Annotated in this window: 18 protein-coding genes, 18 tRNA genes, 3 rRNA genes and 1 pseudogene; 4 read left to right on the top strand and 36 right to left on the bottom strand. The window is 35.4% G+C overall.

The window, feature by feature from the left end; all coding sequences use genetic code 11:
- Positions 1-65: 65 nt before the first annotated feature.
- The 6 genes from DYE58_RS04060 to DYE58_RS04085 form a co-directional block, all read right to left on the bottom strand.
- Positions 66-383, bottom strand: coding sequence for a hypothetical protein (locus DYE58_RS04060; protein WP_004820604.1), 318 nt, complete (start codon positions 381-383; stop codon positions 66-68).
- 18 nt (positions 384-401) lie between these two features.
- Positions 402-800: a hypothetical protein gene (locus DYE58_RS04065; RefSeq protein WP_147285874.1), complete on the bottom strand. Its 399-nt coding sequence runs from the start codon at positions 798-800 to the stop codon at positions 402-404.
- A gap of 81 nt (positions 801-881) precedes the next feature.
- Positions 882-1,085, bottom strand: a complete 204-nt coding sequence (locus tag DYE58_RS04070) for a hypothetical protein (protein WP_040552295.1) — start codon at positions 1,083-1,085, stop codon at positions 882-884.
- A 251-nt stretch (positions 1,086-1,336) separates the two neighbouring features.
- Positions 1,337-1,732 (bottom strand): hypothetical protein, encoded by a 396-nt coding sequence (locus DYE58_RS04075; protein WP_004820597.1) that lies wholly within the window; start codon positions 1,730-1,732, stop codon positions 1,337-1,339.
- Positions 1,733-1,747: 15 nt separating this feature from the next.
- On the bottom strand, positions 1,748-2,518 hold the full coding sequence (locus DYE58_RS04080; protein WP_004820595.1) for a hypothetical protein: 771 nt from the start codon (positions 2,516-2,518) through the stop codon (positions 1,748-1,750).
- 157 nt (positions 2,519-2,675) lie between these two features.
- Entirely contained in the window at positions 2,676-3,191 is a 516-nt protein-coding gene (locus DYE58_RS04085) for a HutD family protein (RefSeq protein ID WP_040552292.1), read from the bottom strand.
- A 92-nt stretch (positions 3,192-3,283) separates the two neighbouring features.
- Between DYE58_RS04085 and DYE58_RS04090 the strand changes: the two genes are divergently transcribed.
- The 3 genes from DYE58_RS04090 (at position 3,284) to DYE58_RS04100 (ending at position 6,584) form a co-directional block, all read left to right on the top strand.
- On the top strand, positions 3,284-3,847 hold the full coding sequence (locus DYE58_RS04090; protein ID WP_004820592.1) for a manganese efflux pump MntP: 564 nt from the start codon (positions 3,284-3,286) through the stop codon (positions 3,845-3,847).
- Positions 3,848-3,976: 129 nt separating this feature from the next.
- Positions 3,977-5,278, top strand: a complete 1,302-nt coding sequence (locus tag DYE58_RS04095) for a glutamate-cysteine ligase family protein (RefSeq protein ID WP_040552290.1) — start codon at positions 3,977-3,979, stop codon at positions 5,276-5,278.
- Positions 5,271-6,584 (top strand): glutathionylspermidine synthase family protein, encoded by a 1,314-nt coding sequence (locus DYE58_RS04100; protein ID WP_004820587.1) that lies wholly within the window; start codon positions 5,271-5,273, stop codon positions 6,582-6,584. Before DYE58_RS04095 ends, DYE58_RS04100 begins: the two co-directional genes overlap by 8 nt.
- Before the next feature lie 90 nt (positions 6,585-6,674).
- Here the strand turns inward: DYE58_RS04100 and DYE58_RS04105 are convergent, their stop codons facing one another.
- The gene (locus tag DYE58_RS04105; RefSeq protein ID WP_004820585.1) at positions 6,675-7,982 is read right to left on the bottom strand and encodes a GntT/GntP/DsdX family permease; all 1,308 of its coding nucleotides are present in this window, start codon (positions 7,980-7,982) and stop codon (positions 6,675-6,677) included.
- A 191-nt stretch (positions 7,983-8,173) separates the two neighbouring features.
- Between DYE58_RS04105 and DYE58_RS04110 the strand changes: the two genes are divergently transcribed.
- Positions 8,174-8,650: a COG2426 family protein gene (locus DYE58_RS04110; protein ID WP_115312045.1), complete on the top strand. Its 477-nt coding sequence runs from the start codon at positions 8,174-8,176 to the stop codon at positions 8,648-8,650.
- Between the two features lie 78 nt (positions 8,651-8,728).
- Here the strand turns inward: DYE58_RS04110 and DYE58_RS04115 are convergent, their stop codons facing one another.
- The 29 genes and pseudogenes from DYE58_RS04115 to DYE58_RS04250 form a co-directional block, all read right to left on the bottom strand.
- Complete coding sequence (locus DYE58_RS04115) at positions 8,729-10,084, bottom strand: 8-oxoguanine deaminase (RefSeq protein WP_004823394.1); 1,356 nt, start codon at positions 10,082-10,084, stop codon at positions 8,729-8,731.
- Between the two features lie 93 nt (positions 10,085-10,177).
- A tRNA-Phe gene (locus tag DYE58_RS04120) sits at positions 10,178-10,253 on the bottom strand.
- A 34-nt stretch (positions 10,254-10,287) separates the two neighbouring features.
- Positions 10,288-10,364 (bottom strand) — tRNA-Ile (locus DYE58_RS04125).
- A 7-nt stretch (positions 10,365-10,371) separates the two neighbouring features.
- Positions 10,372-10,462 (bottom strand) — tRNA-Ser (locus DYE58_RS04130).
- A gap of 95 nt (positions 10,463-10,557) precedes the next feature.
- Positions 10,558-11,148 carry an IS30 family transposase gene (locus DYE58_RS04135; protein WP_218563714.1) on the bottom strand — a complete coding sequence of 197 codons (591 nt, stop codon included), beginning with the start codon at positions 11,146-11,148 and terminating at the stop codon, positions 10,558-10,560.
- Positions 11,145-11,285 (bottom strand): annotated as a pseudogene (locus DYE58_RS11665) (helix-turn-helix domain-containing protein); the annotation flags it as partial. The gene DYE58_RS04135 and the pseudogene DYE58_RS11665, both read right to left, overlap by 4 nt.
- Before the next feature lie 165 nt (positions 11,286-11,450).
- Positions 11,451-13,247, bottom strand: a complete 1,797-nt coding sequence (locus DYE58_RS04140; protein WP_004820580.1) for a homoserine O-acetyltransferase/O-succinyltransferase family protein — start codon at positions 13,245-13,247, stop codon at positions 11,451-11,453.
- 480 nt (positions 13,248-13,727) lie between these two features.
- A tRNA-Ser gene (locus tag DYE58_RS04145) sits at positions 13,728-13,816 on the bottom strand.
- A gap of 4 nt (positions 13,817-13,820) precedes the next feature.
- A tRNA-Lys gene (locus DYE58_RS04150) sits at positions 13,821-13,896 on the bottom strand.
- 19 nt (positions 13,897-13,915) lie between these two features.
- Positions 13,916-13,991 (bottom strand) — tRNA-Gln (locus tag DYE58_RS04155).
- A 9-nt stretch (positions 13,992-14,000) separates the two neighbouring features.
- Positions 14,001-14,077: transfer RNA gene (locus DYE58_RS04160), tRNA-Arg, on the bottom strand.
- 6 nt (positions 14,078-14,083) lie between these two features.
- Positions 14,084-14,157: transfer RNA gene (locus DYE58_RS04165), tRNA-Gly, on the bottom strand.
- Between the two features lie 24 nt (positions 14,158-14,181).
- Positions 14,182-14,257, bottom strand: a tRNA-Thr gene (locus DYE58_RS04170).
- Between the two features lie 12 nt (positions 14,258-14,269).
- Positions 14,270-14,354 (bottom strand) — tRNA-Tyr (locus DYE58_RS04175).
- A 7-nt stretch (positions 14,355-14,361) separates the two neighbouring features.
- A tRNA-Asp gene (locus tag DYE58_RS04180) sits at positions 14,362-14,438 on the bottom strand.
- Positions 14,439-14,460: 22 nt separating this feature from the next.
- A tRNA-Val gene (locus DYE58_RS04185) sits at positions 14,461-14,536 on the bottom strand.
- A 7-nt stretch (positions 14,537-14,543) separates the two neighbouring features.
- A tRNA-Glu gene (locus tag DYE58_RS04190) sits at positions 14,544-14,618 on the bottom strand.
- Between the two features lie 14 nt (positions 14,619-14,632).
- Positions 14,633-14,709: transfer RNA gene (locus tag DYE58_RS04195), tRNA-Met, on the bottom strand.
- 21 nt (positions 14,710-14,730) lie between these two features.
- Positions 14,731-14,807: transfer RNA gene (locus tag DYE58_RS04200), tRNA-Met, on the bottom strand.
- Positions 14,808-14,817: 10 nt separating this feature from the next.
- Positions 14,818-14,906: transfer RNA gene (locus DYE58_RS04205), tRNA-Leu, on the bottom strand.
- A gap of 5 nt (positions 14,907-14,911) precedes the next feature.
- A tRNA-Asn gene (locus DYE58_RS04210) sits at positions 14,912-14,986 on the bottom strand.
- A 14-nt stretch (positions 14,987-15,000) separates the two neighbouring features.
- Positions 15,001-15,116: ribosomal RNA gene (gene rrf / locus DYE58_RS04215) — 5S ribosomal RNA — on the bottom strand.
- Between the two features lie 22 nt (positions 15,117-15,138).
- Positions 15,139-18,000 (bottom strand): 23S ribosomal RNA (locus DYE58_RS04220).
- A gap of 166 nt (positions 18,001-18,166) precedes the next feature.
- Positions 18,167-18,242, bottom strand: a tRNA-Ala gene (locus DYE58_RS04225).
- A gap of 99 nt (positions 18,243-18,341) precedes the next feature.
- Positions 18,342-19,870 (bottom strand): 16S ribosomal RNA (locus DYE58_RS04230).
- The 16S, 23S and 5S rRNA genes sit together here with 15 tRNA genes alongside, the layout of an rRNA operon.
- A 353-nt stretch (positions 19,871-20,223) precedes the next feature.
- Entirely contained in the window at positions 20,224-20,745 is a 522-nt protein-coding gene (locus DYE58_RS04235) for a LuxR C-terminal-related transcriptional regulator (RefSeq protein WP_004820578.1), read from the bottom strand.
- On the bottom strand, positions 20,745-21,755 hold the full coding sequence (locus DYE58_RS04240) for a LacI family DNA-binding transcriptional regulator (RefSeq protein WP_004820576.1): 1,011 nt from the start codon (positions 21,753-21,755) through the stop codon (positions 20,745-20,747). The genes DYE58_RS04235 and DYE58_RS04240 overlap by 1 nt, the downstream gene beginning before the upstream one ends.
- 9 nt (positions 21,756-21,764) lie before the next feature.
- Positions 21,765-22,655, bottom strand: a complete 891-nt coding sequence (locus tag DYE58_RS04245) for a diacylglycerol/lipid kinase family protein (protein ID WP_004820575.1) — start codon at positions 22,653-22,655, stop codon at positions 21,765-21,767.
- Positions 22,656-22,823: 168 nt separating this feature from the next.
- Positions 22,824-23,318, bottom strand: a complete 495-nt coding sequence (locus DYE58_RS04250; RefSeq protein ID WP_004820573.1) for a hypothetical protein — start codon at positions 23,316-23,318, stop codon at positions 22,824-22,826.
- Positions 23,319-23,331: the final 13 nt, after the last annotated feature.

A 23,331-nucleotide genomic window follows, 5' to 3' on the forward strand; every position in this document is an offset into this window, starting at 1 on the left:
ATTTAAAAGAGTGCTAATTTCAGCACTCTCTTAATTTTAAGTATTTAAGTTACTAATACAAACTACTATAAAAACAAACCCTTTTGTTCAATAATTGCTTTCATTAGCAATATTGTGCATAATTGCCATAAAATTACCATAAAAGCAAATCCCTTCTGAGTCCACTTTAACTCCCTATTTATAAAAATTGAATGTAGATTTGCTAAAATCCCTAGGATTGTCAATATAAAAAAGATTACGACTTCAAACTTTATCGGCGTAGGATTATTAAAATCTCCATGTCCAATATCCACACATAATGGAGTAGTTAAAATCCACGAAGTTGCTCCAAAGCTAAATATATAATTTTTTAAACTCAGTTTCTGCCTTTTATCTTTTTTCATAACATCCCTTTCAAATGTTTAAAATGTGTAGACACTTCTCACATTAAAATAATAAGCTGTATAGCAGTCATTTCCTCTACACTTTCTTTGACATACTCCAACGCCATTAAGAACTATCCCAGATTTTGATAAATAAATTCCACCTAAATCACGTACTGCATCTAAACAATCATGTATCTGATTTAACATTGCTATATCTATCGCACCTACTCCACTAGCATATAAAAATCCAGCAATTGCCGCTATTTCAATACCCCATCCTACTGCAGAAACAATCTCTGCATAAGTAAATCTTAAGTTAGGCATTGCTTTTTCAGAGCCTATAGGACAAGTTCCTCCATCATAACCGAATGGTTTAATTTCTCCATAGCTTTTCAATTTAGGTACAAAACTAAAATCCGCTTCTTTTTTATCCAAATCAATTACTTTTTTTGTAATAGATGATGACAATGTATTTTCTATTTTATCTAAATAGAATGTGCTTTCTACTTCTCTGCTTTAATTAATTACTTTTGTAACTTTTGATACTTTATCTTCGTATATTTTAATTGTTTTTAAAACACCTTTTTCCTTTATTTGAATAGTGTTTTCATCAATATAGTTTAATTCTAATACAGGTTCTTCTTGTGCATAAACAAAATATGGACTCAACGAACTAATTAAAATCGTTAAGAACAACAACATACAAATTTTCTTTTTCATAATACACCTCTTATTAGATTTATTCAAAATCGATTTCATTTGTATTTTATTATTTTTTTTGTCAACATTTATTTTTTCCAATTGAAAATGTTTTATTCAAACCTGCATTAGTGCATCAAATTTATCTAAATAATAAAAAGACTTTAAGAAAAATATATTAATCTCCTAAATTACTTTTTAATTCAAACCTCATAAGCTAAATTTTAAATTTTCTAACTTTTAGAATAAAATTTAACCAAACTTTATAAACTTTACTTAACTTTATTGTTGGCATCTTCCCCAACAACACTTTCATCCATACCTGTAGTCATTTCTATTTTTGTGTCAATACCTTTTAGTTGCTCGGATTCTTTTGGCAAATACTTATCTATTAAAAACTTTCCTTCGTCAGTTATACCAACTTCCCCAGATTTTATTTTATCCATATTTTCATCTATATACGATTTAAAATCATCAATTGTAACTTCTTCAAGTTCAGTTTTACCATTTACAAAATACTCTCCAACTACCTTATCATTCTCTATGTAGGTTAAAATTGGATTTGAAAAAAGTTTTAAATCCTCTTTTTCAAATGTATTGCTTGTCTTTTTACAGCCATAGATAAATATAAAACAACTAATGAGCAATATTAGTTTATATCTTTTCATTTTTAGCCTTTCGCATTAATATGGAGAATATATATTGTAATGCATATATAAGCCATCAATTTTAAAATAAAGCGACCCTGAAACAATCATTTCAGATAAGGTTCCTCTGCCATAAGTTCCATCTGCTCTGATAGTATGTGTGTAAATTCTTTTACCATTAGTAAAATCTCCGTAGGATGCTATTATCCTAACATCTGTCTGAGAATCTAAATTCGTTACATGAGATGATGGATTAACATAATCTATAATATTACTGCTATCATCCACACCCCAATCAACATTGCTACTTATTCTAAAAATAGGTGTTCCTCCTAAAGGGGATTTAAACTCTCCGACAGCTGTCCCAGTTCTATGTCTGTATGCATAAGGAATTACTAAATCCTCTTTCTCTTCAGAATTTAATTCATTTTTAGAAAATACTACTTCATTTTTTGATTTGCAACTTCCTTTTAATTTAGTATATAATCTCGGATAATAATTTTCCATTAATTTCAAGCCATCTTTTGTAAATAAAATTTTTTCTCCAGATATCACTTTATCAATAGTTCTTGATAATTCATCATCTACTAGTGAATATTTTTCTTCAAAAGTTAATAATGTCATGTCTTGTGCAATATTGTTTAAATTATGATTATTTGCCAACGCAAAAAAATCATCCCCTATACTTGCGTTTTCAATGTAAAATTCTACATATGCTGGTTTCAGAATTAATTGATCAAACCCATCTAAATTTGTAGCCATTACTTTTTTAGATGCTAATATTGCGATTATTAAAATCGTATTCATGAATAATGTAGTTATTTTTTTCATAATATAAACCCTTTCTACATTAAATATTCCCATTTTACAATATACTTACTTTAGTAATTCATGTACATCGGTATCACTCCTTTTTCCTTTTATACCCACAAAAAACTATATATAACACTCTTTAAAAAATTTTTTACTCATATAATTCACAGACTAAAATTTTACCCTTACCTGTTACTTCCGCCTCCTCTCCTATGTATGCACTCATTTTAGAATATTCCTCTCCATTTACTCTCATTCCACTTTCATAGAAAAATATTAAATTTCTATCTTCAATTCTCGCTGTTCCATCTACATCTAAAGAATACATTTTATTAGTAAAATCTTCTCTCACTATTAAATTAAAATCTCTTACCTTAGAATATGAAATTACCTCATCTGAACCAGAAAACTTATATACTTCAAATGGTTTTAAAATAACCTCTTTCCCATTTACCACCATCTTCAAATCTCCATCAAGTGGTGTTATGTATCTTGTAAAGCCATTATATGGAGTAAAACTAGAGCTGTCTAATTCACAAGTTGCCGTTGAAATTCTTAAATCAAAATTCTTGTCTTTAACACTTGCTGTAGTCGGACTTATTAAAAGTTCTGAAGTTTCTCCGCCAGACCAATTTGTAGTTTTAAATTCTTCTCTTGTTATTTTCATAGTCATCCTCCTAATTCTTAATTTGATGTTACCACAATAATAATAAAACTCAAATATTTGTTTTTATGATAAAATAATCACCGAGGTGTTTTATGGAATCTATTTTATCTATTTCTATAATTGGAGTTGGTCTTGCAATGGACGCTTTTGCAGCGAGTATTTGTAAGGGGCTATCTCTTACTAAAAGAGATTTTTCAAAGACTATTAAGGTTGGGTTGTGTTTTGGAATTTTCCAAACTATTATGCCTATTTTCGGCTTTTTACTTGCCAGTACATTTGCAGACAAAATTAAAAGTATCGACCATTGGGTTGCATTCTTTTTACTTTCTTACATAGGGTTTAATATGATTAAGGAATCGAGAGTTGCAACTTGTGATTTAGATTCGGGCTTTGATTTTAAATCTTTAGTTTTAATTGGTATTGCAACTTCTATAGATGCAATGGCTGTTGGAATAAGTTTTGCATTTTTAAATGTTGAAATTTATTCAGCTTCTATTTTAATAGGAATTATAACTTTAGTTATATCAATGCTTGGAGTAACTCTTGGCAATATATTCGGCATCAAGTACAAACAAGCCGCTGAATTTGCTGGTGGAGTTATCTTAATTGCAATGGGAGTCAAAATTTTAATACAGCATTTATTTTTTCTAAAGTAAAATGCTCCGTAAGGGATGAGAAGATATTGTCATTATATTTTCTCATCTTTATTTATTTTAAAATTTATTTTTTTCACTCTTTTTTCCATGTTTATTTTTGGGTATAAATGTTTAGAAAAGGAGGTTCAAATGGACTACAATAAACAATTAGAACGTGTTATAAATTACTTTAAAAAAGGTGAAACTGATTATAAAGATTTCACTGTTGGTTTAGAATTTGAACACTTTGTATTAGATAAAAGTTCTCTCAAATCCATTTCTTATTATGGAGATGGTGGATTGGGCGAAACTTTACTTGAAATTTGTAAAACTTTAAATGCTAAACCTTATTATAATAATGAATCCATATTAGGTTGTGACACTGATAAGTTTTCTATTTCACTTGAACCGGGTGCTCAATTTGAAATTAGTATAAAATCCAAACTTTCAATAGAACAATTATATCAAGATTACAAGGAAATTTTAGGTATGGTTCTTCCTATCTTTGCTAAGAAAAATCAAATTTTAGTGCCTCTTGGATATAATCCTGTTTCTAAAATTGAAGATATTAAATTAATTCCTAAAATTAGATATAACCATATGTTTGAGCATTTTAATTCTCTAAATGGAGATAACAACATGGGTTGGAATATGATGAAAGGCACTGCTTCTGTACAAGTTACTATCGATTATTCTGACGAAAAAGATTGTATTAGAAAATACTTTCTAGCCAGTGCCATAGCGCCAATTCTATATGCAGCTTTTGACAATGGATATATTTTTGAAGAAGAGCCTTATAAAAAATATAATATAAGGCAAATGGTTTGGGAAAAGACTGATAAGTCTCGTTCCGGCTTATTAGATTTTGCTTTTGATGATATGTCTTATCAGAGATATGCCAAATTTATTTTGGATACTACTCCAATATTTGTGGAGAAAAATGGAGAAATTATAAACGTCAACAAAAAACCGTTTAAAGAATTATTCGACCCTGAAAATGATTCTGATGATGAAATCTTCCATGCCATTTCAATAGTATTTCCTGATGTTAGATTAAAAACTTATCTTGAGTTTAGAATGATGGATGGAGTAAACTATCCTACAAATTTTGCGATAGTTTCTCTTATAAAAGGACTTTTCTACTCTGAAGATAGTTTAAATGCTTTAGAAAAGATGTTTAAAGGCACAACTTATAGTGAAGTTATGAATACTAAATCAGAAACTCTTTTACACGGTCTAAAAGCCAAGTACAAGGGAATTACAATTTTAGAGCATCTAGAAAATTTATACAATTTGGCTTATTCAGCACTAGGAGATGAAGGTCGTTTCTTATCTCCTATAAAAGAAATTATAAACAGCGGAAAATCTCCTAAAGATGTTTTTGAAGATCTATTTGAATCTGAAGGTCTTAGGAGTGCAATAGAATATAATAGGGTTGATAAAAATGTTTAATATAAAATATGCAGAAGAATATATTTCTTTAGTAAAAAAAGAACCGGAAAAATATTACAAGGACTATTTAAAACTTCTTGATGATGTTGCGCACTCAAACGCAATATACAAAGAGAAGCCCGTACCAGTTACTTATCAAGGCCTTTTTTATGACCAAGAAGATAAGGACAATTTCACACAGCTTTGCAAAACTCTAATGGATATAACTCAAAAAGTTACTCATGAATATTTAAAAAATCCTGAGTACAGAAAACTTTTTGGATTTTCTAAAGAGCTTGAGGAATTGATTTTACACGACCCAGGATATGACATAACAGTTCCTATTGCAAGATACGATGTATTCTACAACGGTATGGATAAATTCAAATTTATTGAGTTCAATACCGATGGCTCAAGTGCAATGAATAAAGACAATACTGTCGGAGATTTGTTAATTGAAACTTTGGCCATGAAAGAGTTTAGAAAAAAATATGATGTTGAGTGCGTTGATATGTTTCATCCTTGGATTGAAGAATCCACAAAAATATATGAGTCAGCTCATCACAGAAAACCTAACATAGCTATTGTTGACTTTTTAGACATAGGCGCTACTTATGAATTTAAAAAGTTCCGTCAACTCTTTATAGAATCTGGATACAATTGTGAAATATTTGATATCAGAGATTTAAAGTATGTTGATGGAAAATTGGTTTGTGATAATTTTGAAATCGACATGGTCTACAGGCGTGCAGTAACTGTTGAATATATGAAACACTATTCTGAAATGCAAGACTTTACTAAAGCCTACATGGACAATGCGTTTATGTTAATTGGCTCTTTTAGAAGTCAGATTATGCACACAAAACTGATTTTTAAAATACTTTTAGACCCTCTGACTCAAAATATCTTAACCGATTATGAAAATAAGTTTTTGGAAGACCACATTCCTTTTACAGATTATTTTGACGAAAGAGTTTATGAAGAAGTCTTGGAAAATAAAGACCAATATATAATAAAACCTGTTGATGATTATGCAAGTCATGGAGTTTATGCCGGAAGAGGATTTTCTAAAGAAGAGTGGTCAAAACTTTTAGATGAAGCTTTAAAATCAGAATATATCTATCAAAGATATTATGAGATGGAGCCTCTACCGTTCTTGGAATTTGATGATTCTGGAGAAATTAAAGTCAGTGGATTTACTGCTGTTCTAGGAATGTTCATTTACAACGGAAAATTCGTTGCTCCTTACACTCGAATAGGTCAAAACTCAACAGTTGGTGGCGCAGATAAACACTATGTAGCACCAAATATGTTCATAAAAAAATAAGAATTCTTTTCCCTTCTTACTCAACATTTTGTAAGAAGGGATTTTTTATGAATTCTTATCTTCTAAAAGTTATTATAAATTTTTATTTTATTATAGGAATTGAGTTATAAAACCTCCAACCACTATTAATGGTAATCCAATAAATATAATTTGCGGTATACAAGTGTCTCTTATATGGTCGTGTTGTTTATCTACTCCAAGACCTGCCGTAGGTCCTAACGTTGTATCAGATGCTGGAGAACCTGCGTCTCCACAAACAGCTGCTATTGTAACTAATAGTATAGTCGCACTTGGTGAAAATCCCAACTTCATTGCCAACGGAACGTATATTGCTGAAATAATTGGAACTGTACCAAATGAAGTTCCTATTCCCAATGTTACTAACAGACCAAGTAAAATCATTACATATGAAGAAATAAGTTTTGAACCGCCTAACACTCCTGCTGCTGATTCAACTATTTTATCTATTGCTCCAGAATTTGTAATTACATTTGCATATCCTGCTGCTAATAACATTACAAATGCGATAAATCCCATCATGTGAATTCCGCCATCAAGCATATCTTGAATGTCATTAAATTTTATAACGCCTGTTGCCACTATAAATATAAGTCCGCAAAGAGCACCTAGAGGTAATGACTTAGTCAATATTTGTACAGCAACTGTTATTGCACCGGCTATTAGTATAAGCCAATGATTTTTATCAGCTTTTATATCTCCTTCTACTTCACTAGCTCCAACAACTGCTCCTGAAACTGTCTTATACTCTCTATCTCTTGAGAAGATTATAACACCTATAGTAACTCCTATAGCCATTATAAGTGCTATTATCCAGTTAGTTGAAATTATCATACTACCGTTTATTGCAAGCCCAGCTTTTTTAAATGATGTGATTATCAATTCATGGAATATTGCACCATATGCTATTGGAAGTGTAATATATGGAGCTTTTAATCCAAATCCAAAACTTATTGAAAGCATTCTTCTATCTACTTTCATTTTATTCATAAGCCCTAATAGCGGTGGTATTAATATCGGTATAAATGCTATGTGAATTGGTATAAATGTTTCGGCAACTACTGCAAATAACATTACAATTATAGCTAAAATAAATTTATTGCCTCTTATCAACTTTCCAATTTGTCTAGCCATAACTTCTGCTGCGCCACTTTTATTTATACAATAAGCCAAAGCTCCCAACAAAATGTAGCTAAGTGCTGTATCTGAATTAGCTCCCATTCCACCAACTAAAAGCTTCATTGTTTCGTCAATTGGTATCCCCGAAGTAACACCAGCGACTATAGCTGCTACTATAAGCGAAAAAAATACAGGAATTTTGACAAGACAAAGTCCTGCTAGTACTATTACGGATAGCACAACCGGGTTTAATAAAATCATCTTCTTTCTTTTCCCCTTTTTCTATATTTCGATTTACCAAGATAAATTATTAATATGATATATCTTATATTAATTATATTTATATAATACCCTTCACTTTTTAATATGACGCTAATATTATGTTTGTTTTTTATATAATTGTTCTTTTACTGTTCTAATGTTTATATGGTATTATATTCCAAGGTGATTTTTTGAAAACTATAATTTACTTATTAACTGAAAAAATGCCTAAAGAATTAGCCGTATTCCTTATATCAATGCTACCCTTTATTGAAGTCAGAGGTTCTATACCGATAGGAGTTGGACTTGGAATTCATCCTATTGAAGTCCTTATAATTACTTTTTGTGGCTCAATAATACCCATACCTTTTTTGATAAAATTTATACGTCCTATTTTTACATGGTTGAAAAGAAAAAATTTATTTTTAAATTATATAGATAGATTAGAAAAAAGAGCTGATTATAAATGGGGCAAAATAAAAAGATATGAATTATTTGCTCTGTTTATATTTACAGCTATTCCATTGCCTGGGACAGGTGTATGGTCTGCAAGTTTAATTGCATCTTTAATGGACTTGCGTCTTAAAACTGCAATTCCTACTATTATTTTAGGAAATAGTCTAGCAACAGTTTTTATTGCAATTTTAAGTCATCTTATTATAAATTGATGTAAAAAAAATCATAACTATCACTTATACAGTGTGTTATGACTTTTTATATTATTATTTAATTTTTATTTATTAAAATTAGCTTTGCATTCTTTTAGATTCTCTATGAACTGCTTCAGATAACTTTCTTTCATCAATTCCTAAGATTTCGCCCTTATCTACTACCAATTTTCCATTTATTACAGTATAGTCTGCAGCCCCTTTTAGTCCAACTGTTCCCAGCATATTTTTAACATCGAAAGTTGCTCCTGCCAATTCTATTCGATTTTTATCTATTGCAAAGAAATCTGCTGCCATTCCAGTTTCTAAATATCCTATATCTTCTCTACCAAGTAGTTGAGCGCTTCCTTTAGTCGCCATTTTTAAAATGTCATATCCAGTAGGCGCTTTTTCATGATAAGTCAATCTGTGCAATAGATAAGCCACTCTCATCTCTTCCAACATACTTGACCCATCGTTACTCGAACTTCCATCAACTGCCAATCCAACTGGAACTCCAAGCTTTAACATTTCAGGAATTCGTGCTACTCCTGAAGATAATTTCATATTAGAACAAGGACAATGTGCTACTCCCGTTTTAGTCTTAGCTAAAATTTCAAGCTCTTCATCATTAAAATGAATTCCGTGAGCAAACCACACGTCATCTCCTATCCAACCAAGTTGGTCCATATACTCTAAAGGTCTAACCCCTTTTTTCTGTAATGTAAATCTTTCCTCATCTTTTGTTTCTGCAAGATGAGTATGTAGTCTAACGCCTAATTGCCTTGCTAACTTTGCCGACTCTATCATCAAATCAGCTGTTACACTAAATGGAGAACATGGAGCTAAAACAACTTGTCTCATAGAATACTTATTCTTATCATTAAACTTATTTACTATTCTCTCAGAGTCTTTAAGTATTGAATCTATATCCTGAACGACCGAATCAGGTGGTAGTCCGCCATCTTTCTTACTAAGGTCCATACTACCTCTCGAAACTACCATACGAACCCCTAATTTTTCTGCCGCTTCAAATTGTCTTTCTATAAAATCAAAACTATTTTCAGGAAATACATAATGATGGTCAAAAACTGTCGTACATCCATATTTTGCAAGTTCTGCCAATCCTGTAAGCGAGCTGTAATATATCGAATCTCCTGTTAAATTCTTCCATATTTCATAAAGAACTTTCAGCCAATCAAACAGCTCTAAACTTTGTACCTGTGGTAGATTTCTAGTCAATATTTGGTATAGATGATGGTGGGTATTTATTAACCCAGGATAAATTATCAAATCACTTGCATCTATAGTTTCATCTGCTTTCAACTCACTGTTTTTCTCGATAGCTTTAATAACTTCATCTGCTACAACAATATCAAAATTTTCTAAGACCTCATCTCTATCATTACACGTAACTATTTTATTTACATTTTTAAATAACAAAGACTTTCCCATAAATAACTCCTCCTATCTTCTATATATTTAATATTATATCTTTTTTACTTAAATACAACAAAAAAAGGATACAACACTAAGTATTGTATCCTTTGGTGCCCAGAGCCGGAATCGAACCAGCGACACGAGGATTTTCAGTCCTCTGCTCTACCGACTGAGCTATCTGGGCAAATGGTTTGGGTTATTATATTTAAAAAATATAATGGTGGGCCTTCGGGGACTCGAACCCAGGACCTACCGGTTATGAGCCGGGCGCTCTAACCAACTGAGCTAAAGGCCCAAACCATTGGCGGAGAAGGAGGGATTTGAACCCTCGCGGCCCTTTCGAACCCTACTCCCTTAGCAGGGGAGCCTCTTCAGCCACTTGAGTACTTCTCCAATCCATCTTAACGACGAATTACTTTAACTATTATAATAAACACTTATCATCTTGTCAACACTTTTTGAAAATTTTTTAAAATTAATCTTTTATCCTAAATTGCAATATCAAATTGAACTATTTCTCCCAAAATATCAACTAACCCTAATTTATTAAGTTCTTCTACAAAAACTTCTATAGGCGTTCGGTAATTTAGGATTTTTCTTGGTAAATTATTCATCCAGTTCATTATTTTTAAATAGTGGTCTTCATCGTAGTTTAATAAGGATTTTCCTTTTGGAAGGAATCTTCTTATTAGGCTATTATGTTTTTCGTTACTTCCTCTTTCTTGTAGGTTATTTTGATGGCAATAGTATATATCTCTAACTAAGCTATTTTCTAGTTTTGTTAAGTTAGCAAATTCTAATCCATTATCACTTGTTATGCTTTTGAATATTGCTGTGGAGTTTTCTAGTTTTGATAGTAATTTTTCTAATTTTTCATTAACTGATGATGAATTTTTTGTTGCAATTTTTAGTATTATTTCCATCCTTGTTTTTCTTTCTGTTATAGTAATTAAAGCCAGTTCTTCTTTATTTTTCTTTGAAACAATTGTATCTATTTCCCAATTGCCAAAGCTTGACCTTTCTTCTATTTCTAAAGGTCTTTCTTCTATTCTTTTTCCGAGGTTTCTTTTACTTTTTATAGTTCTTTTTCTTTATCATTTTTAATTTGGCGGACTTTTCCTCGTTTTAATTCATTTCTGATTGTATTTGAAGATCTATTGAGTTCTTTAGCTATCTTGTACGCAGAATAGCCTTTATTGTGTAAAAGCTGAATTTGTCTTCTTTCTAAATCATTTTAATGTTTATTTTTTCTTGAATTTGTTATAGTATTATTATATTCCATAGTCATCACCTTTTGGTTTTTTGTTTTTGGTGAATCAATTATACCAAATGTGATTTACTATGGATTTTTTTAGTTCAATTTCATTTTACAATTAACCAATTAATCTTTTATTATTGTACCTTCCCCATCAGGGTTATTTGTATTTAAAATTCTTATAGTTATATTCTTATTCTTTACAGGTTCTATAGCATCTCTTTGATACACTTGAGCTCCTGAGTCAATTATATCTGTAAGTTCTTTATAATTCATACTTTTAATTACCTTAGCATCTGCATTCACCCTTGGGTCGTCAGTCATTATACCATTCACATCAGTCCAATTTTCATATATTTCTGAATCTAATGCACTAGCTATGATGGAGCCAGTATAATCCGAGCCACCTCTTTTAAATGTCCTTATATTTCCCAGCTCATCACTTCCATAAAACCCTGGTACAACAACTTTAGATTTAGAGTTAATTATATTTGATATTCTTTCATAACTCTTTTCAAAATTTACATTATATTTTTCATCAAATATAATAATATCTTTTGCATCTATAAACTCATAATTCAAATAATTAGCCATTATTTTTGCATTTAAGTATTCTCCTCTACTTACTATAAAATCTTTTGATGTAGAGCCTTCTATGGCTTTAAATACAACATCAATTTCAGGAGTACATTTCTCTTCTATGCCTAAGTCTTTTGAAATTTCATAAAAACGAGTTTTCAACTCAGATAAGTTTTCATTTAAATCATCATTCTTTTTTAATAACTCAATTTCCAATTTCTTAATTAGCTTTTCAATATCCTTTGTTTCTGTATTTAACTCAGCAACATTTATTAATCTATCAGTAACTTTTACATCTTCGTTATATCTTTTGCCTGGCGCTGAAACCACAACAACATCGCTTTCACTTTTTGATGTAATTATGTTTTTAACTTTTGAAAATTGTTTTGCATTACTTAATGATGAACCACCAAATTTAGCAACTTTTTTATTTTTAATTTCTTCAATATTGTAAGGAGTTTCTTGGTATACACAATAATTTAACCAATTTGAAAAAAATAAATTTCCAGCCGACCTCCAAGTTACTTTTATTCCCTTTGATATATCATTTTCTTTATAATAATTTACAGGCATATCAATTTTTATATTTTTATCTAAATCTCTTCTATATTCATTATTTAAAGTATCTTTGTCATATTCCCAATGTCCAAAATTGAATACAAACCTATAATCTTCGCTCGTTATAAGTCCTACTCCAGTATCTTCTCTTTCAGCTAAAATATTCAGCTCATCTATATCTTTTAATTGCTCAGATTTTACATAAGTATATCTTGAAGTTGGAACGCTAAATTCATCATCAAATCCTTTTAATATCTTATCGTCTTTTTTCTTTTCAAACTCAAACACTCCAAAAATCTTATTTTCTGACAAATTGTGTTCCACGTTGTAATAATGGTATAGCGCAGCTTGTGCTGACCAACATATAAACATAGTTGAAAATACATTTTCTTTGGCGTAGTCTAAAATTTCTTTTAATTCATCCCAATATATAATCTTTTCATATTCTAACTTTTCAACAGGTGCTCCTGTTATAATCATTGCGTCGTATTTTTCATGTTTTATTTCATTAAATGTCTTATAAAACTTATTCAAATGCTCAGCTTCTATATTTTTAGGCTCATAAGACCCCATTCTTATTAAATTTATATTGATTTGTAAAGATGTGTTAGAAAGCATTTTTATGAGTTGTAACTCAGTTTCTTTTTTCTTAGGCATAAGATTTACAATCGCCACTTTCAACGGTCTTATGTCTTGACTGGACGCTCTTTGTTCGTCCATTGTAAATATTCTTTCTCTTTTTAACGTTTCTTCTCCAATTAAATCTTTAGGTATTATTAATGGCATCTTATCCTCCAAAACTTATCATCTATAGTCTATTTTATTTTTTATTATCTTTTAAATTTAAAACAATAAAAAAGAGCCTTCACATAAGGACGAAAGCTCGTGTTACCACCTTAATTTTTCATTAGCTTGCACTAATAAACTCAATAGGTATCTATCAATACCCTCTGCTGTAACGGGCAATCCCGTACTCACCTAACAATAAGCTTAGCAAGTCCATAAAAAGGCCATGTTCCCAATTTCAAAATCTACTTCTTTCACCACAACGAAGCTCTCTGTAATCTTTTTAGAAAGGTACTCTTCTTTTTGTACGTTTATTTAAAAATCATTTTAATGTATGTTAGCATTTTATTTTTTTTGAGTCAATGCTTTGAACAATGGTTTTTATGTGTTGCCAGTCATAGCTAAAATGAATATATTTAACCACTAATAATAGATCATAAAATAAAAAAGATTTGAAGTATTTATACTTCAAATCTCTAATGGCGGAGAAGGTGGGATTCGAACCCACGTGGGCTTGCACCCTAACGGTTTTCAAGACCGCCCCGTTATGACCACTTCGGTACCTCTCCAAATTGGTGACCCATGCGCGATTCGAACGCGCGACACCTTGATTAAAAGTCAAGTGCTCTACCGGCTGAGCTAATGGGTCATAATATTTAGTTTTAAATTGGCTGGGGCGGCAGGACTCGAACCTACGCATGTCAGAGTCAAAGTCTGATGCCTTACCGACTTGGCTACGCCCCAATAAAATTGTGGTGCACCCAGGAGGATTCGAACCCCCGGCACACGGATTAGAAGTCCGTTGCTCTATCCAACTGAGCTATGGGTGCCAATAATGGAGCGGGTGAAGGGAATCGAACCCTCGCAACCAGCTTGGAAGGCTGGGGCTCTACCACTGAGCTACACCCGCGAATCAATTGTTCTTTTTGTCTGTTGGAGCTGGTGAGAGGACTTGAACCCCCAACCTACTGATTACAAGTCAGTTGCTCTACCAATTGAGCTACACCAGCAAGATATTAAATTGGTGGAGGAGAGTGGATTTGAACCACTGAAAGCGAAGCTAACGGATTTACAGTCCGTCCCCTTTGGCCACTCGGGAACTCCTCCATAATATTGGCGACCTGGATCGGGCTCGAACCGACGACCTCCAGCGTGACAGGCTGGCATTCTAACCAACTGAACTACCAGGCCAATTTATTTAGCCTTTTTAATATGGTGGGCACAATAGGGCTCGAACCTATGACCCCCTGCTTGTAAGGCAGATGCTCTCCCAACTGAGCTATGCGCCCATATCTTTGGTGACCCTGCCGGGAATCGAACCCGGGATACCACCGTGAAAGGGTGGTGTCTTAACCGCTTGACCACAGGGCCTTATTAATTTTTTTTGGTAGCGGCGAACAGATTTGAACTGCTGACACTGCGGGTATGAACCACATGCTCTAGCCAACTGAGCTACGCCGCCATAATTATTGTTTTGAGTTTATGGTAGCGGGAGCAGGATTTGAACCTACGACCTTCGGGTTATGAGCCCGACGAGCTACCGGACTGCTCCATCCCGCGTCATTTTTTTTGGTGCCGAGGACCGGAATCGAACCGGTACGGTGTTTTACCACCGCAGGATTTTAAGTCCTGTGCGTCTGCCAGTTCCGCCACCCCGGCATTTCTGGCTCTCAGGGTGGGACTCGAACCCACAACCTACCGGTTAACAGCCGGTTGCTCCACCTTTGAGCTACCTAAGATTATTTATTTCTAAATCCGGCAAAACCTACTCTCCCAGGCCGTCTCCAGCCAAGTACCATCGGCGTATTAAAGCTTAACTTCTGTGTTCGGTATGGGTACAGGTGTGTCCTTCATACTATTGATACCGGATAAACTAACAATCATATCTTCTTTGATCAAGTCTTCGACCTATTAGTACTCATTAGCTTAAAGTATTACTACTCTTACACCTTGAGCCTATCAACCTCGTTTTCTTCAAGGGGTCTTATCTAATGGGGAAATCTCATCTTGAGGGGGGCTTCGTGCTTAGATGCCTTCAGCTCTTATCCCGTCCAAACTTAGCTACTCAGCTGTGCCTTTGGCAAGACAACTGATGCACCAGAGGTTTGTCCATCCCGGTCCTCTCGTACTAAGGATAGCTCCTCTCAAATTTCCTACGCCCACGACGGATAGGGACCGAACTGTCTCACGACGTTCTGAACCCAGCTCGCGTGCCTCTTTAATGGGCGAACAGCCCAACCCTTGGGACCTACTTCAGCCCCAGGATGAGACGAGCCGACATCGAGGTGCCAAACCTCCCCGTCGATGTGGACTCTTGGGGGAGATAAGCCTGTTATCCCCGGGGTAGCTTTTATCCGTTGAGCGATGGCCCTTCCACTCGGTACCACCGGATCACTAAGTCCTAGTTTCCTATCTGCTCGACTTGTTGGTCTCGCAGTTAAGCTCCCTTTTGCCTTTGCACTCTTCGCACGATTTCCGTCCGTGCTGAGGGAACCTTTGAACGCCTCCGTTACTCTTTCGGAGGCGACCGCCCCAGTCAAACTGCCCGACTGACAGTGTCCCTTCCCCTGATTCAAGGGGTTAGGTTAGAATCCTAAGTTTAAAAGGGTGGTATCCAAAGGTCGACTCCACTAATGCTGGCGCACTTGCTTCTTAGTCTCCCACCTATCCTGTACATTTAAACTCAAAATCCAATGTCAACCTACAGTAAAGCTCCACGGGGTCTTTCCGTCCTGTCGTGGGTAAGCGGCATCTTTACCGCTACTACAATTTCACCGGATCCTTTGTTGAGACAGTGCCCAAATCGTTACACCTTTCGTGCGGGTCGGAACTTACCCGACAAGGAATTTCGCTACCTTAGGACCGTTATAGTTACGGCCGCCGTTTACTGGGGCTTCGGTTCTAAGCTTCGCCTTTCGACTAACTCTTCCCCTTAACCTTCCAGCACCGGGCAGGTGTCAGCTCCTATACTTCGTCTTTCGACTTTGCAGAAACTTGTGTTTTTGGTAAACAGTCGCTTGGGCCTTTTCACTGCGGCCCCCTATTCAGGGGCTCCCCTTCTCGCTAACTTACGGGGTCATTTTGCCGAGTTCCTTAACAAAGGTTCTTCCGCTCGTCTTAGGATTCTCTCCTCACCTACCTGTGTCGGTTTACGGTACGGGCGATATCTTACTTGATAGTGGCTTTTCTTGGCAGTGTGGAGTTACATCCTTCTCTACTTGTTTTTCGATCCGCTTCACACTTCAACCTTCTCAAGAGCGGGATTTGCCTCACTCTTAGCCTTTGTGCTTGCACGCCTCACCAACTGGGCGCTTCTGCTATCCTCCTGCGTCCCCACTTACTTTTTAACGCTTGATATCGGTACAGGAATTTCCACCTGTTTTCCATCGACTACGCTTTTCAGCCTCGCCTTAGGTCCCGACTTACCCTGAGTGGACGAGCCTTGCTCAGGAAACCTTGGGTTTTCGACGGGTGAGATTCTCACTCACCTCTCGCTACTCATGCCAGCATTCTCTCTTCTCTAAAATCCACATCGGCTTACGCCTTATGCTTCGTCTCTTAGACATTGCTCCTCTACCACTATATTTACATATAGTCCACAGCTTCGGTATATAGTTTAGCCCCGGTTATCTTCGGCGCAGAATCACTTGACCAGTGAGCTATTACGCACTCTTTAAATGTATGGCTGCTTCTAAGCCAACATCCTGGTTGTCTGAGTAATTCCACATCCTTTCCCACTTAACTATTATTTTGGGACCTTAGCTGGTGGTCTGGGCTGTTTCCCTTTCGACTATGAAGCTCATCCCACATAGTCTGACTCCTTAGTGCTTGATTTGGTATTCGGAGTTTGATAGGTCTCGGTAAGCTCAATGCCCCCTTAACTATTCAGTGCTCTACCCCCTCATCATTGTTCACTAAAGGCTAGCCCTAAAGCTATTTCGAGGAGAACCAGCTATCTCCGTGTTCGTTTGGCTTTTCACCCCTATCCACAGGTCATCCGATAGCTTTTAAACGCTACCCGGTTCGAGCCTCCATCAGATTTTACTCCGACTTCACTCTGCCCATGGATAGATCACACGGTTTCGGGTCTATGGCAACAAACTTTCGCCCTATTAAGACTCGGTTTCCCTACGGCTCCGAAGCTTAACTTCTTAACCTTGCTTATTACCATAACTCGCTGGCCCGTTCTACAAAAAGTACACGATCCTGGTCTATAACCAGTTTCGCTGCTTGTAAACATTAGGTTTCAGTTTCTATTTCACTCCCCTCTCGGGGTTCTTTTCACCTTTCCCTCACGGTACTTGTTCACTATCGGTCACCAAGTAGTATTTAGCCTTAGGGGGTGGTCCCCCTATATTCCCACCGGGTTTCTCGTGTCCGGTGGTACTCTCTTGTGCCAACTATTTTCGTTTTCGCTTACGAGACTGTTACTCTCTTTGGTACTCCTTCCCAGAAGTTTCTGCTAACTATTTTCGTCTTTTGCACGGTCGGGCTCTATCCATTTCGCTCGCCGCTACTTTGGATATCGAGTTTTCTTTCTTTTCCTCGGGTTACTTAGATGTTTCAGTTCACCCGGTTCGCTTCTATAAGCTATGTATTCACTTATAGATACCTCTTTTGAGGTGGGTTGCCCCATTCGGATACCTGTGGTTTGGCGGATATTTGCTCCTACCCACAGCTTTTCGCAGCTTGTCGCGTCCTTCTTCGCCTCTTGGTGCCTAGGCATTCACCTAATGCTCTTTTTTACTTGACCTTTGCTAATCAATTCTCATTGACTGCTTTCTTTTCCAGTGAAAAAGTGTCTTCTTTATTACTTCGTATTAAATTTGACTCTTCTTCTTTCTTGATATGATTGTTTAGTTTTCATGGTTCATCCCCTACAATTTAGTAGAGTTTAAAAAGACCAATTTAATGGTCTATGGTGGAGATGAGGAGATTCGAACTCCTGACCCCCTGCTTGCAAGGCAGGTGCTCTCCCAACTGAGCTACACCCCCGCGGTGTTTGATATATATAATTAAAACAGTGTAGAAAAGTCTATAAGACTTTTTATTTAATCCACTTTCCTTTTACAGTCTGTGAATTTATTTCCTTAGAAAGGAGGTGATCCAGCCGCACCTTCCGATACGGCTACCTTGTTACGACTTCACCCCAGTCATTAACCCTACCTTCGGCGTCTGCTTCCTTGCGGTTAGCTCGACGACTTCGGGTATTGCCAACTCCCATGGTGTGACGGGCGGTGTGTACAAGACCCGGGAACGCATTCACCGCAGCATTCTGATCTGCGATTACTAGCAACTCCGACTTCATGTTCTCGAGTTGCAGAGAACAATCCGAACTGAGATCGGCTTTTTGAGATTCGCTTGCTATCGCTAGCTTGCCCGCTCTTTGTTCCGACCATTGTAGCACGTGTGTAGCCCAGGACATAAAGGGCATGATGATTTGACGTCATCCCCACCTTCCTCCGATTTATCATCGGCAGTCCCTTTAGAGTTCCCATCTTTACATGCTGGCAACTAAAGGTAAGGGTTGCGCTCGTTGCGGGACTTAACCCAACATCTCACGACACGAGCTGACGACAACCATGCACCACCTGTAATACTGTCCCCGAAGGGAAACCTCTATCTCTAGAGGGGTCAATATTATGTCAAGCCCTGGTAAGGTTCTTCGCGTTGCTTCGAATTAAACCACATGCTCCGCTGCTTGTGCGGGTCCCCGTCAATTCCTTTGAGTTTCATGCTTGCGCACGTACTCCCCAGGCGGAGTGCTTATTGTGTTAACTGCGGCACCGAAATCCTCCGACACCTAGCACTCATCGTTTACGGCGTGGACTACCAGGGTATCTAATCCTGTTTGCTACCCACGCTTTCGTTCCTCAGCGTCAGTTTGTGACCAGTAAGTCGCCTTCGCCACCGGTATTCCTCCTAATATCTACGCATTTCACCGCTACACTAGGAATTCCACTTACCTCTTCACTACTCAAGTTTAGAAGTTTCAAATGCTTACGAGGGTTGAGCCCTCGCCTTTCACATCTGACTTTCTAAACCGCCTGCGAACCCTTTACGCCCAGTGATTCCGGACAACGCTCGCCCCCTACGTATTACCGCGGCTGCTGGCACGTAGTTAGCCGGGGCTTCCTCCTATGGTACCGTCATTATCTTCCCATAGGACAGAGCTTTACGAATCGAAATCCTTCTTCGCTCACGCGGCGTCGCTGCATCAGGGTTTCCCCCATTGTGCAATATTCCCCACTGCTGCCTCCCGTAGGAGTTTGGACCGTTTCTCAGTTCCAATGTGGCCGTTCACCCTCTCAGGCCGGCTACTGATCGCTATCTTGGTGAGCCGTTACCTCACCAACTAATTAATCAGACGCGAGTCCATCTTTGACCGCTAATTCACTTTGATCGTTATGACATGTGTCACTACGATTTCATCGGGTATTAATCACCGTTTCCGGTGGCTATCCCCGTGTCAAAGGCAGGTTACTCACGTGTTACTCACCCGTCCGCCGCTAATCCAACTCAACTTCTTCCCGAAGGCGTCGGTTATGTCTTCATCGCTCGACTTGCATGTGTTAGGCGCGCCGCCAGCGTTCGTCCTGAGCCAGGATCAAACTCTCGATTATAATATCTTATTTGATCTTAGCTACTCAGTTTTTCACTGACTTTCCGCTAAGCTTTTTTGCTTTGCTTATAGTTTTATTCTTTTCTACACTATTTAATTATCATTGTTCTGCGCTATCTTTTTTTAACGAGACAGCTTATTCATTGTACCTCTTTCAGATTTCTTTGTCAAGAACTTTTTTTTAATTCTTTTTAAGTTTTTTTCTTCAAGAGTGTTGCTCTTGCGAGACAACTTGTATATTATACAACAACTCATTTTCCATTGTCAAGAACTTTTTTTTATTTTTTAAGTCCTTTTTTATGAAGTTTTTAGCTGTTTTCAACTTGTTCAGTTGACTTTTATTATATTACCATCTCATCTATTTTCTGTCAATAAAAATTTACATTTTTTTATAATTTCTCGTCTGTTTTTTACATTCAACTTTTTATATAACTCTGTAAGATTATTTTTTACAGTTTTCTCGCTTAAGTATAGAGCTTTTCCTATCTCTCTATTGCTCATTCCTTCTATAATTTTAGATATTAAGATATTCTCTCTTGCATTTAACATTCCCATTTCCACCTTAGTTTGGTTAAATTCTATAAAAGAATCCTCTAATGCCTTTTGAATGTATTTTCCACCTATATTAGCTTCTCTTATCGCTTTTATGAGTTCACCAACGGTTACATTTCTACACAGCTTAACTGTTGCAGTTGAGAGAAATGCTTGCCTATAGTCCTCAAATATTGTAACTTGCTTTTTATGGTCTATAATTTTATCTGATATGAGTATGGCATCTTCAGTCAATGTTTCTACTATTTCAAAGCTATTTTCTATACATGTTTGTTCTATACCTTTTTTTAAAAGTTCTTCTTTTATTTGGACATATACTTTCATTATTTTATATTTTTGATAGAATCTCTTTCAACTATACGAACTGGTAAAACTATAGTTTCGTCTTGTGTTGAATCTGTCTTTTCAATTGACTTTAAAATTCTTCTTATAGCTACTGCTCCTATGTCATAGTAAGAAAGTTGAACTGTTGTCAACTTAGGTCTATATATTGAAGATATTTCTGTTCCTCCAAATCCTGTAACTGAAATATCTTCCGGAACTTTATATCCGCTGTCAACTAAATAGTTTATAGCGTGTATAGCTATTTCATCTTGCGAACAGAAAAATGCTGTGTAGCCATTTTTAACTGCTTTTTCTATTTTATTTGCAACCTCTAAAACATCTTCTTCAGCAAGTCCCATTGTATAGATTACTTCTTCTTCTAACCCAAATTCTTTGACTGCTCTTTCATATCCTTTTAATTTTTTCTTTTCTTGCGTTCTATCTATGTCTTTTTGTATTACTATTGCCGCAACTTTTTTATGTCCATTATTAGCAATTAGTTTTACCATTTCATAGCTTATTTCTTCGTAATTTATTTGAACTTCAAGTTGGTCATTTGAACCATAATATTTATTCAAATTTATAAATGGTATTCTTGATTCTTCCAGTTTATAAGTAAGTTTTTGGTTTAAAGCTGTAGATATTACAATTATCCCTTCAACTTGTTTTTGAGCTAAAAGCTTAACAAATTTAAGTTCTGCTTCTAAATCTCCAAAAGAACTTGAAATCAACAAATCATAGTTGTACATTCTTCCAACTTCTTCTACACCTCTTAGTACTTTACTTACATAAGAGCTACCAATATCATCAACTATTACTCCGATGACATTTGATTTTTTGGTTACTAGGCTTCGAGCAATTTCATTAGGCCTATAATCCAATACTTCTATCGCATGTAATACTCTTCTTCTAGCCTCTGGGCTAACCGGTTTTGAATCGTTTATTACTCTTGATACTGTTGAAATTGATACATCAGCCATTTTTGCAACGTCTTTTATTGTAGATGTCATAACTTCCTCCTATTTTATTATTAATTTTATAGCTTTCTCTAAAATATTGAATGTAAGAGGTAATTTTTGTGCTCTTTCACCGTCTACATCGACAATCACATCTGCATCTGTAGATAGTGTTACCTCTTTAGTTTGAAAATATATCACTTTTTCATGTTCTATGTGTTTTCCCTTAGTAAAGTTTCCAATTAGTGTTGGAAGTTCAGATAGATCCAAATCTTTTACTATCATAACATCAATATACCCATCATCTACTGCGGCTTTTGGAGCGAGTTCAAATCCACCTACTGAGACTGAGTTTGCACATACAAAAGCTAATACATCTTCCTCTGCACTGTATTCTTCACTTTCTACTTTTAGTTTAAAATAAGTTTTCTTTTTCTTATCCCCTAATTTCACAACTTCTTTGAGTGCTTCTACATAATAAGCCGCTCTACCAAAAATAGTCTTTTTTTCTTCCGAAACACTGTATGCTATATCTGTCATCATACCACCGGCGGCTACATTTATAAACTTCCTATTTCCAGCTACTCCAACATCAATATTCTTAGTTTTTTCTGCTTTAAGCATGTTACAAAACTCTTCAACTTCTGTAGGTATTTCCATAGCTGTTACAAAGTCGTTCACAGTTCCGCCGCTTAAAATTGCCAAAGGTATTTCTTTTCCAGAATCTATCATTCCATTTACAACTTCATTAAGAGTGCCATCTCCTCCTATTGAAACTATAACCTCTTCTCCATCATCCTCTTTGGCAAATTCTGCAGCATCTCCGGACTTCCCAGTTAATCTCAAATCTATTTTACAGCCATTTTCAGACATGATTTCTACTATCTGTGCAATTTTATCAATCGCTGTTTCATTTCCCGATTTTGGATTTGCAATAATCTTATATTTTTTCATTCTTATACCTCATGATAGGAATCACTTTAATCCTATTTTAAAAATTAGATATACTTTTATTTATAGTATACGTTCTTCATATGTAATTTTACAAGTAATAGCTTTATTTATATCAAATATTTTTGTACTAAAAAGGGCGAAATTCTATTTAAGAACTTCGCCCAATAATCAGTTTCTTAGAAATACATCTTTTAATGCTTCAACCACTTCTTTTAAAATATAGAAATAGTCTACTACATTGTTTGCATTCAACGATATTGTCTTAGCTGTATCTGAAATTGTATCAGAAACACTTGAAACTGTGTTTGTAAGCTTCAATGTTGTGTGGTCTACTGATCTTGAAATATCGTCAACAGTATTTGTAATTGATCCAACTGTACCCACTAATCTTTCAACTTCCGGTCTTGCTATTACAACAAGTTCTGACGCTTCTCCGCTTATTAGATTTACATTAGATGCAATTTCAACGGCATTATCAGTAAGTTTTGGAACTTTTCTCAAAGTATCGTCTATTATCTCTTGATTGTTTTCTATTGTTAGATTTATTTTCTTTACTATACCCAGTACATTTTTCAAGACTAAAATTAGGTAAACTAAAACTCCTGCACCAGCTAAATAAAGCACTATAGTCAATAAATCTTGAACATTTATAGTCGCCTGCATTCTAGCCTCCTAC

Origin of the sequence: Peptoniphilus indolicus (genome assembly GCF_900454665.1) — a bacterium.
In the GTDB taxonomy this organism is placed as follows: Bacteria; Bacillota; Clostridia; order Tissierellales; family Peptoniphilaceae; genus Peptoniphilus; species Peptoniphilus indolicus.

Excerpts from the sequence above, each read along its gene's own strand:
- DYE58_RS04140 (WP_004820580.1), bottom strand. The coding sequence starts at position 13,247 with ATGCCATTAATAATACCTAAAGATTTAATTGGAGAAGAAACGTTAAAA.
- DYE58_RS04115 (WP_004823394.1), bottom strand. The coding sequence starts at position 10,084 with ATGGGAAAGTCTTTGTTATTTAAAAATGTAAATAAAATAGTTACGTGT.
- DYE58_RS04250 (WP_004820573.1), bottom strand. The coding sequence starts at position 23,318 with ATGCAGGCGACTATAAATGTTCAAGATTTATTGACTATAGTGCTTTAT.
- DYE58_RS04095 (WP_040552290.1), top strand. The coding sequence starts at position 3,977 with ATGGACTACAATAAACAATTAGAACGTGTTATAAATTACTTTAAAAAA.
- DYE58_RS04240 (WP_004820576.1), bottom strand. The coding sequence starts at position 21,755 with ATGACATCTACAATAAAAGACGTTGCAAAAATGGCTGATGTATCAATT.
- DYE58_RS04080 (WP_004820595.1), bottom strand. The coding sequence starts at position 2,518 with ATGAATACGATTTTAATAATCGCAATATTAGCATCTAAAAAAGTAATG.
- DYE58_RS04235 (WP_004820578.1), bottom strand. The coding sequence starts at position 20,745 with ATGAAAGTATATGTCCAAATAAAAGAAGAACTTTTAAAAAAAGGTATA.
- DYE58_RS04100 (WP_004820587.1), top strand. The coding sequence starts at position 5,271 with ATGTTTAATATAAAATATGCAGAAGAATATATTTCTTTAGTAAAAAAA.
- DYE58_RS04085 (WP_040552292.1), bottom strand. The coding sequence starts at position 3,191 with ATGAAAATAACAAGAGAAGAATTTAAAACTACAAATTGGTCTGGCGGA.
- DYE58_RS04090 (WP_004820592.1), top strand. The coding sequence starts at position 3,284 with ATGGAATCTATTTTATCTATTTCTATAATTGGAGTTGGTCTTGCAATG.
- DYE58_RS04075 (WP_004820597.1), bottom strand. The coding sequence starts at position 1,732 with ATGAAAAGATATAAACTAATATTGCTCATTAGTTGTTTTATATTTATC.
- DYE58_RS04105 (WP_004820585.1), bottom strand. The coding sequence starts at position 7,982 with ATGATTTTATTAAACCCGGTTGTGCTATCCGTAATAGTACTAGCAGGA.
- DYE58_RS04060 (WP_004820604.1), bottom strand. The coding sequence starts at position 383 with ATGAAAAAAGATAAAAGGCAGAAACTGAGTTTAAAAAATTATATATTT.
- DYE58_RS04245 (WP_004820575.1), bottom strand. The coding sequence starts at position 22,655 with ATGAAAAAATATAAGATTATTGCAAATCCAAAATCGGGAAATGAAACA.
- DYE58_RS04070 (WP_040552295.1), bottom strand. The coding sequence starts at position 1,085 with ATGAAAAAGAAAATTTGTATGTTGTTGTTCTTAACGATTTTAATTAGT.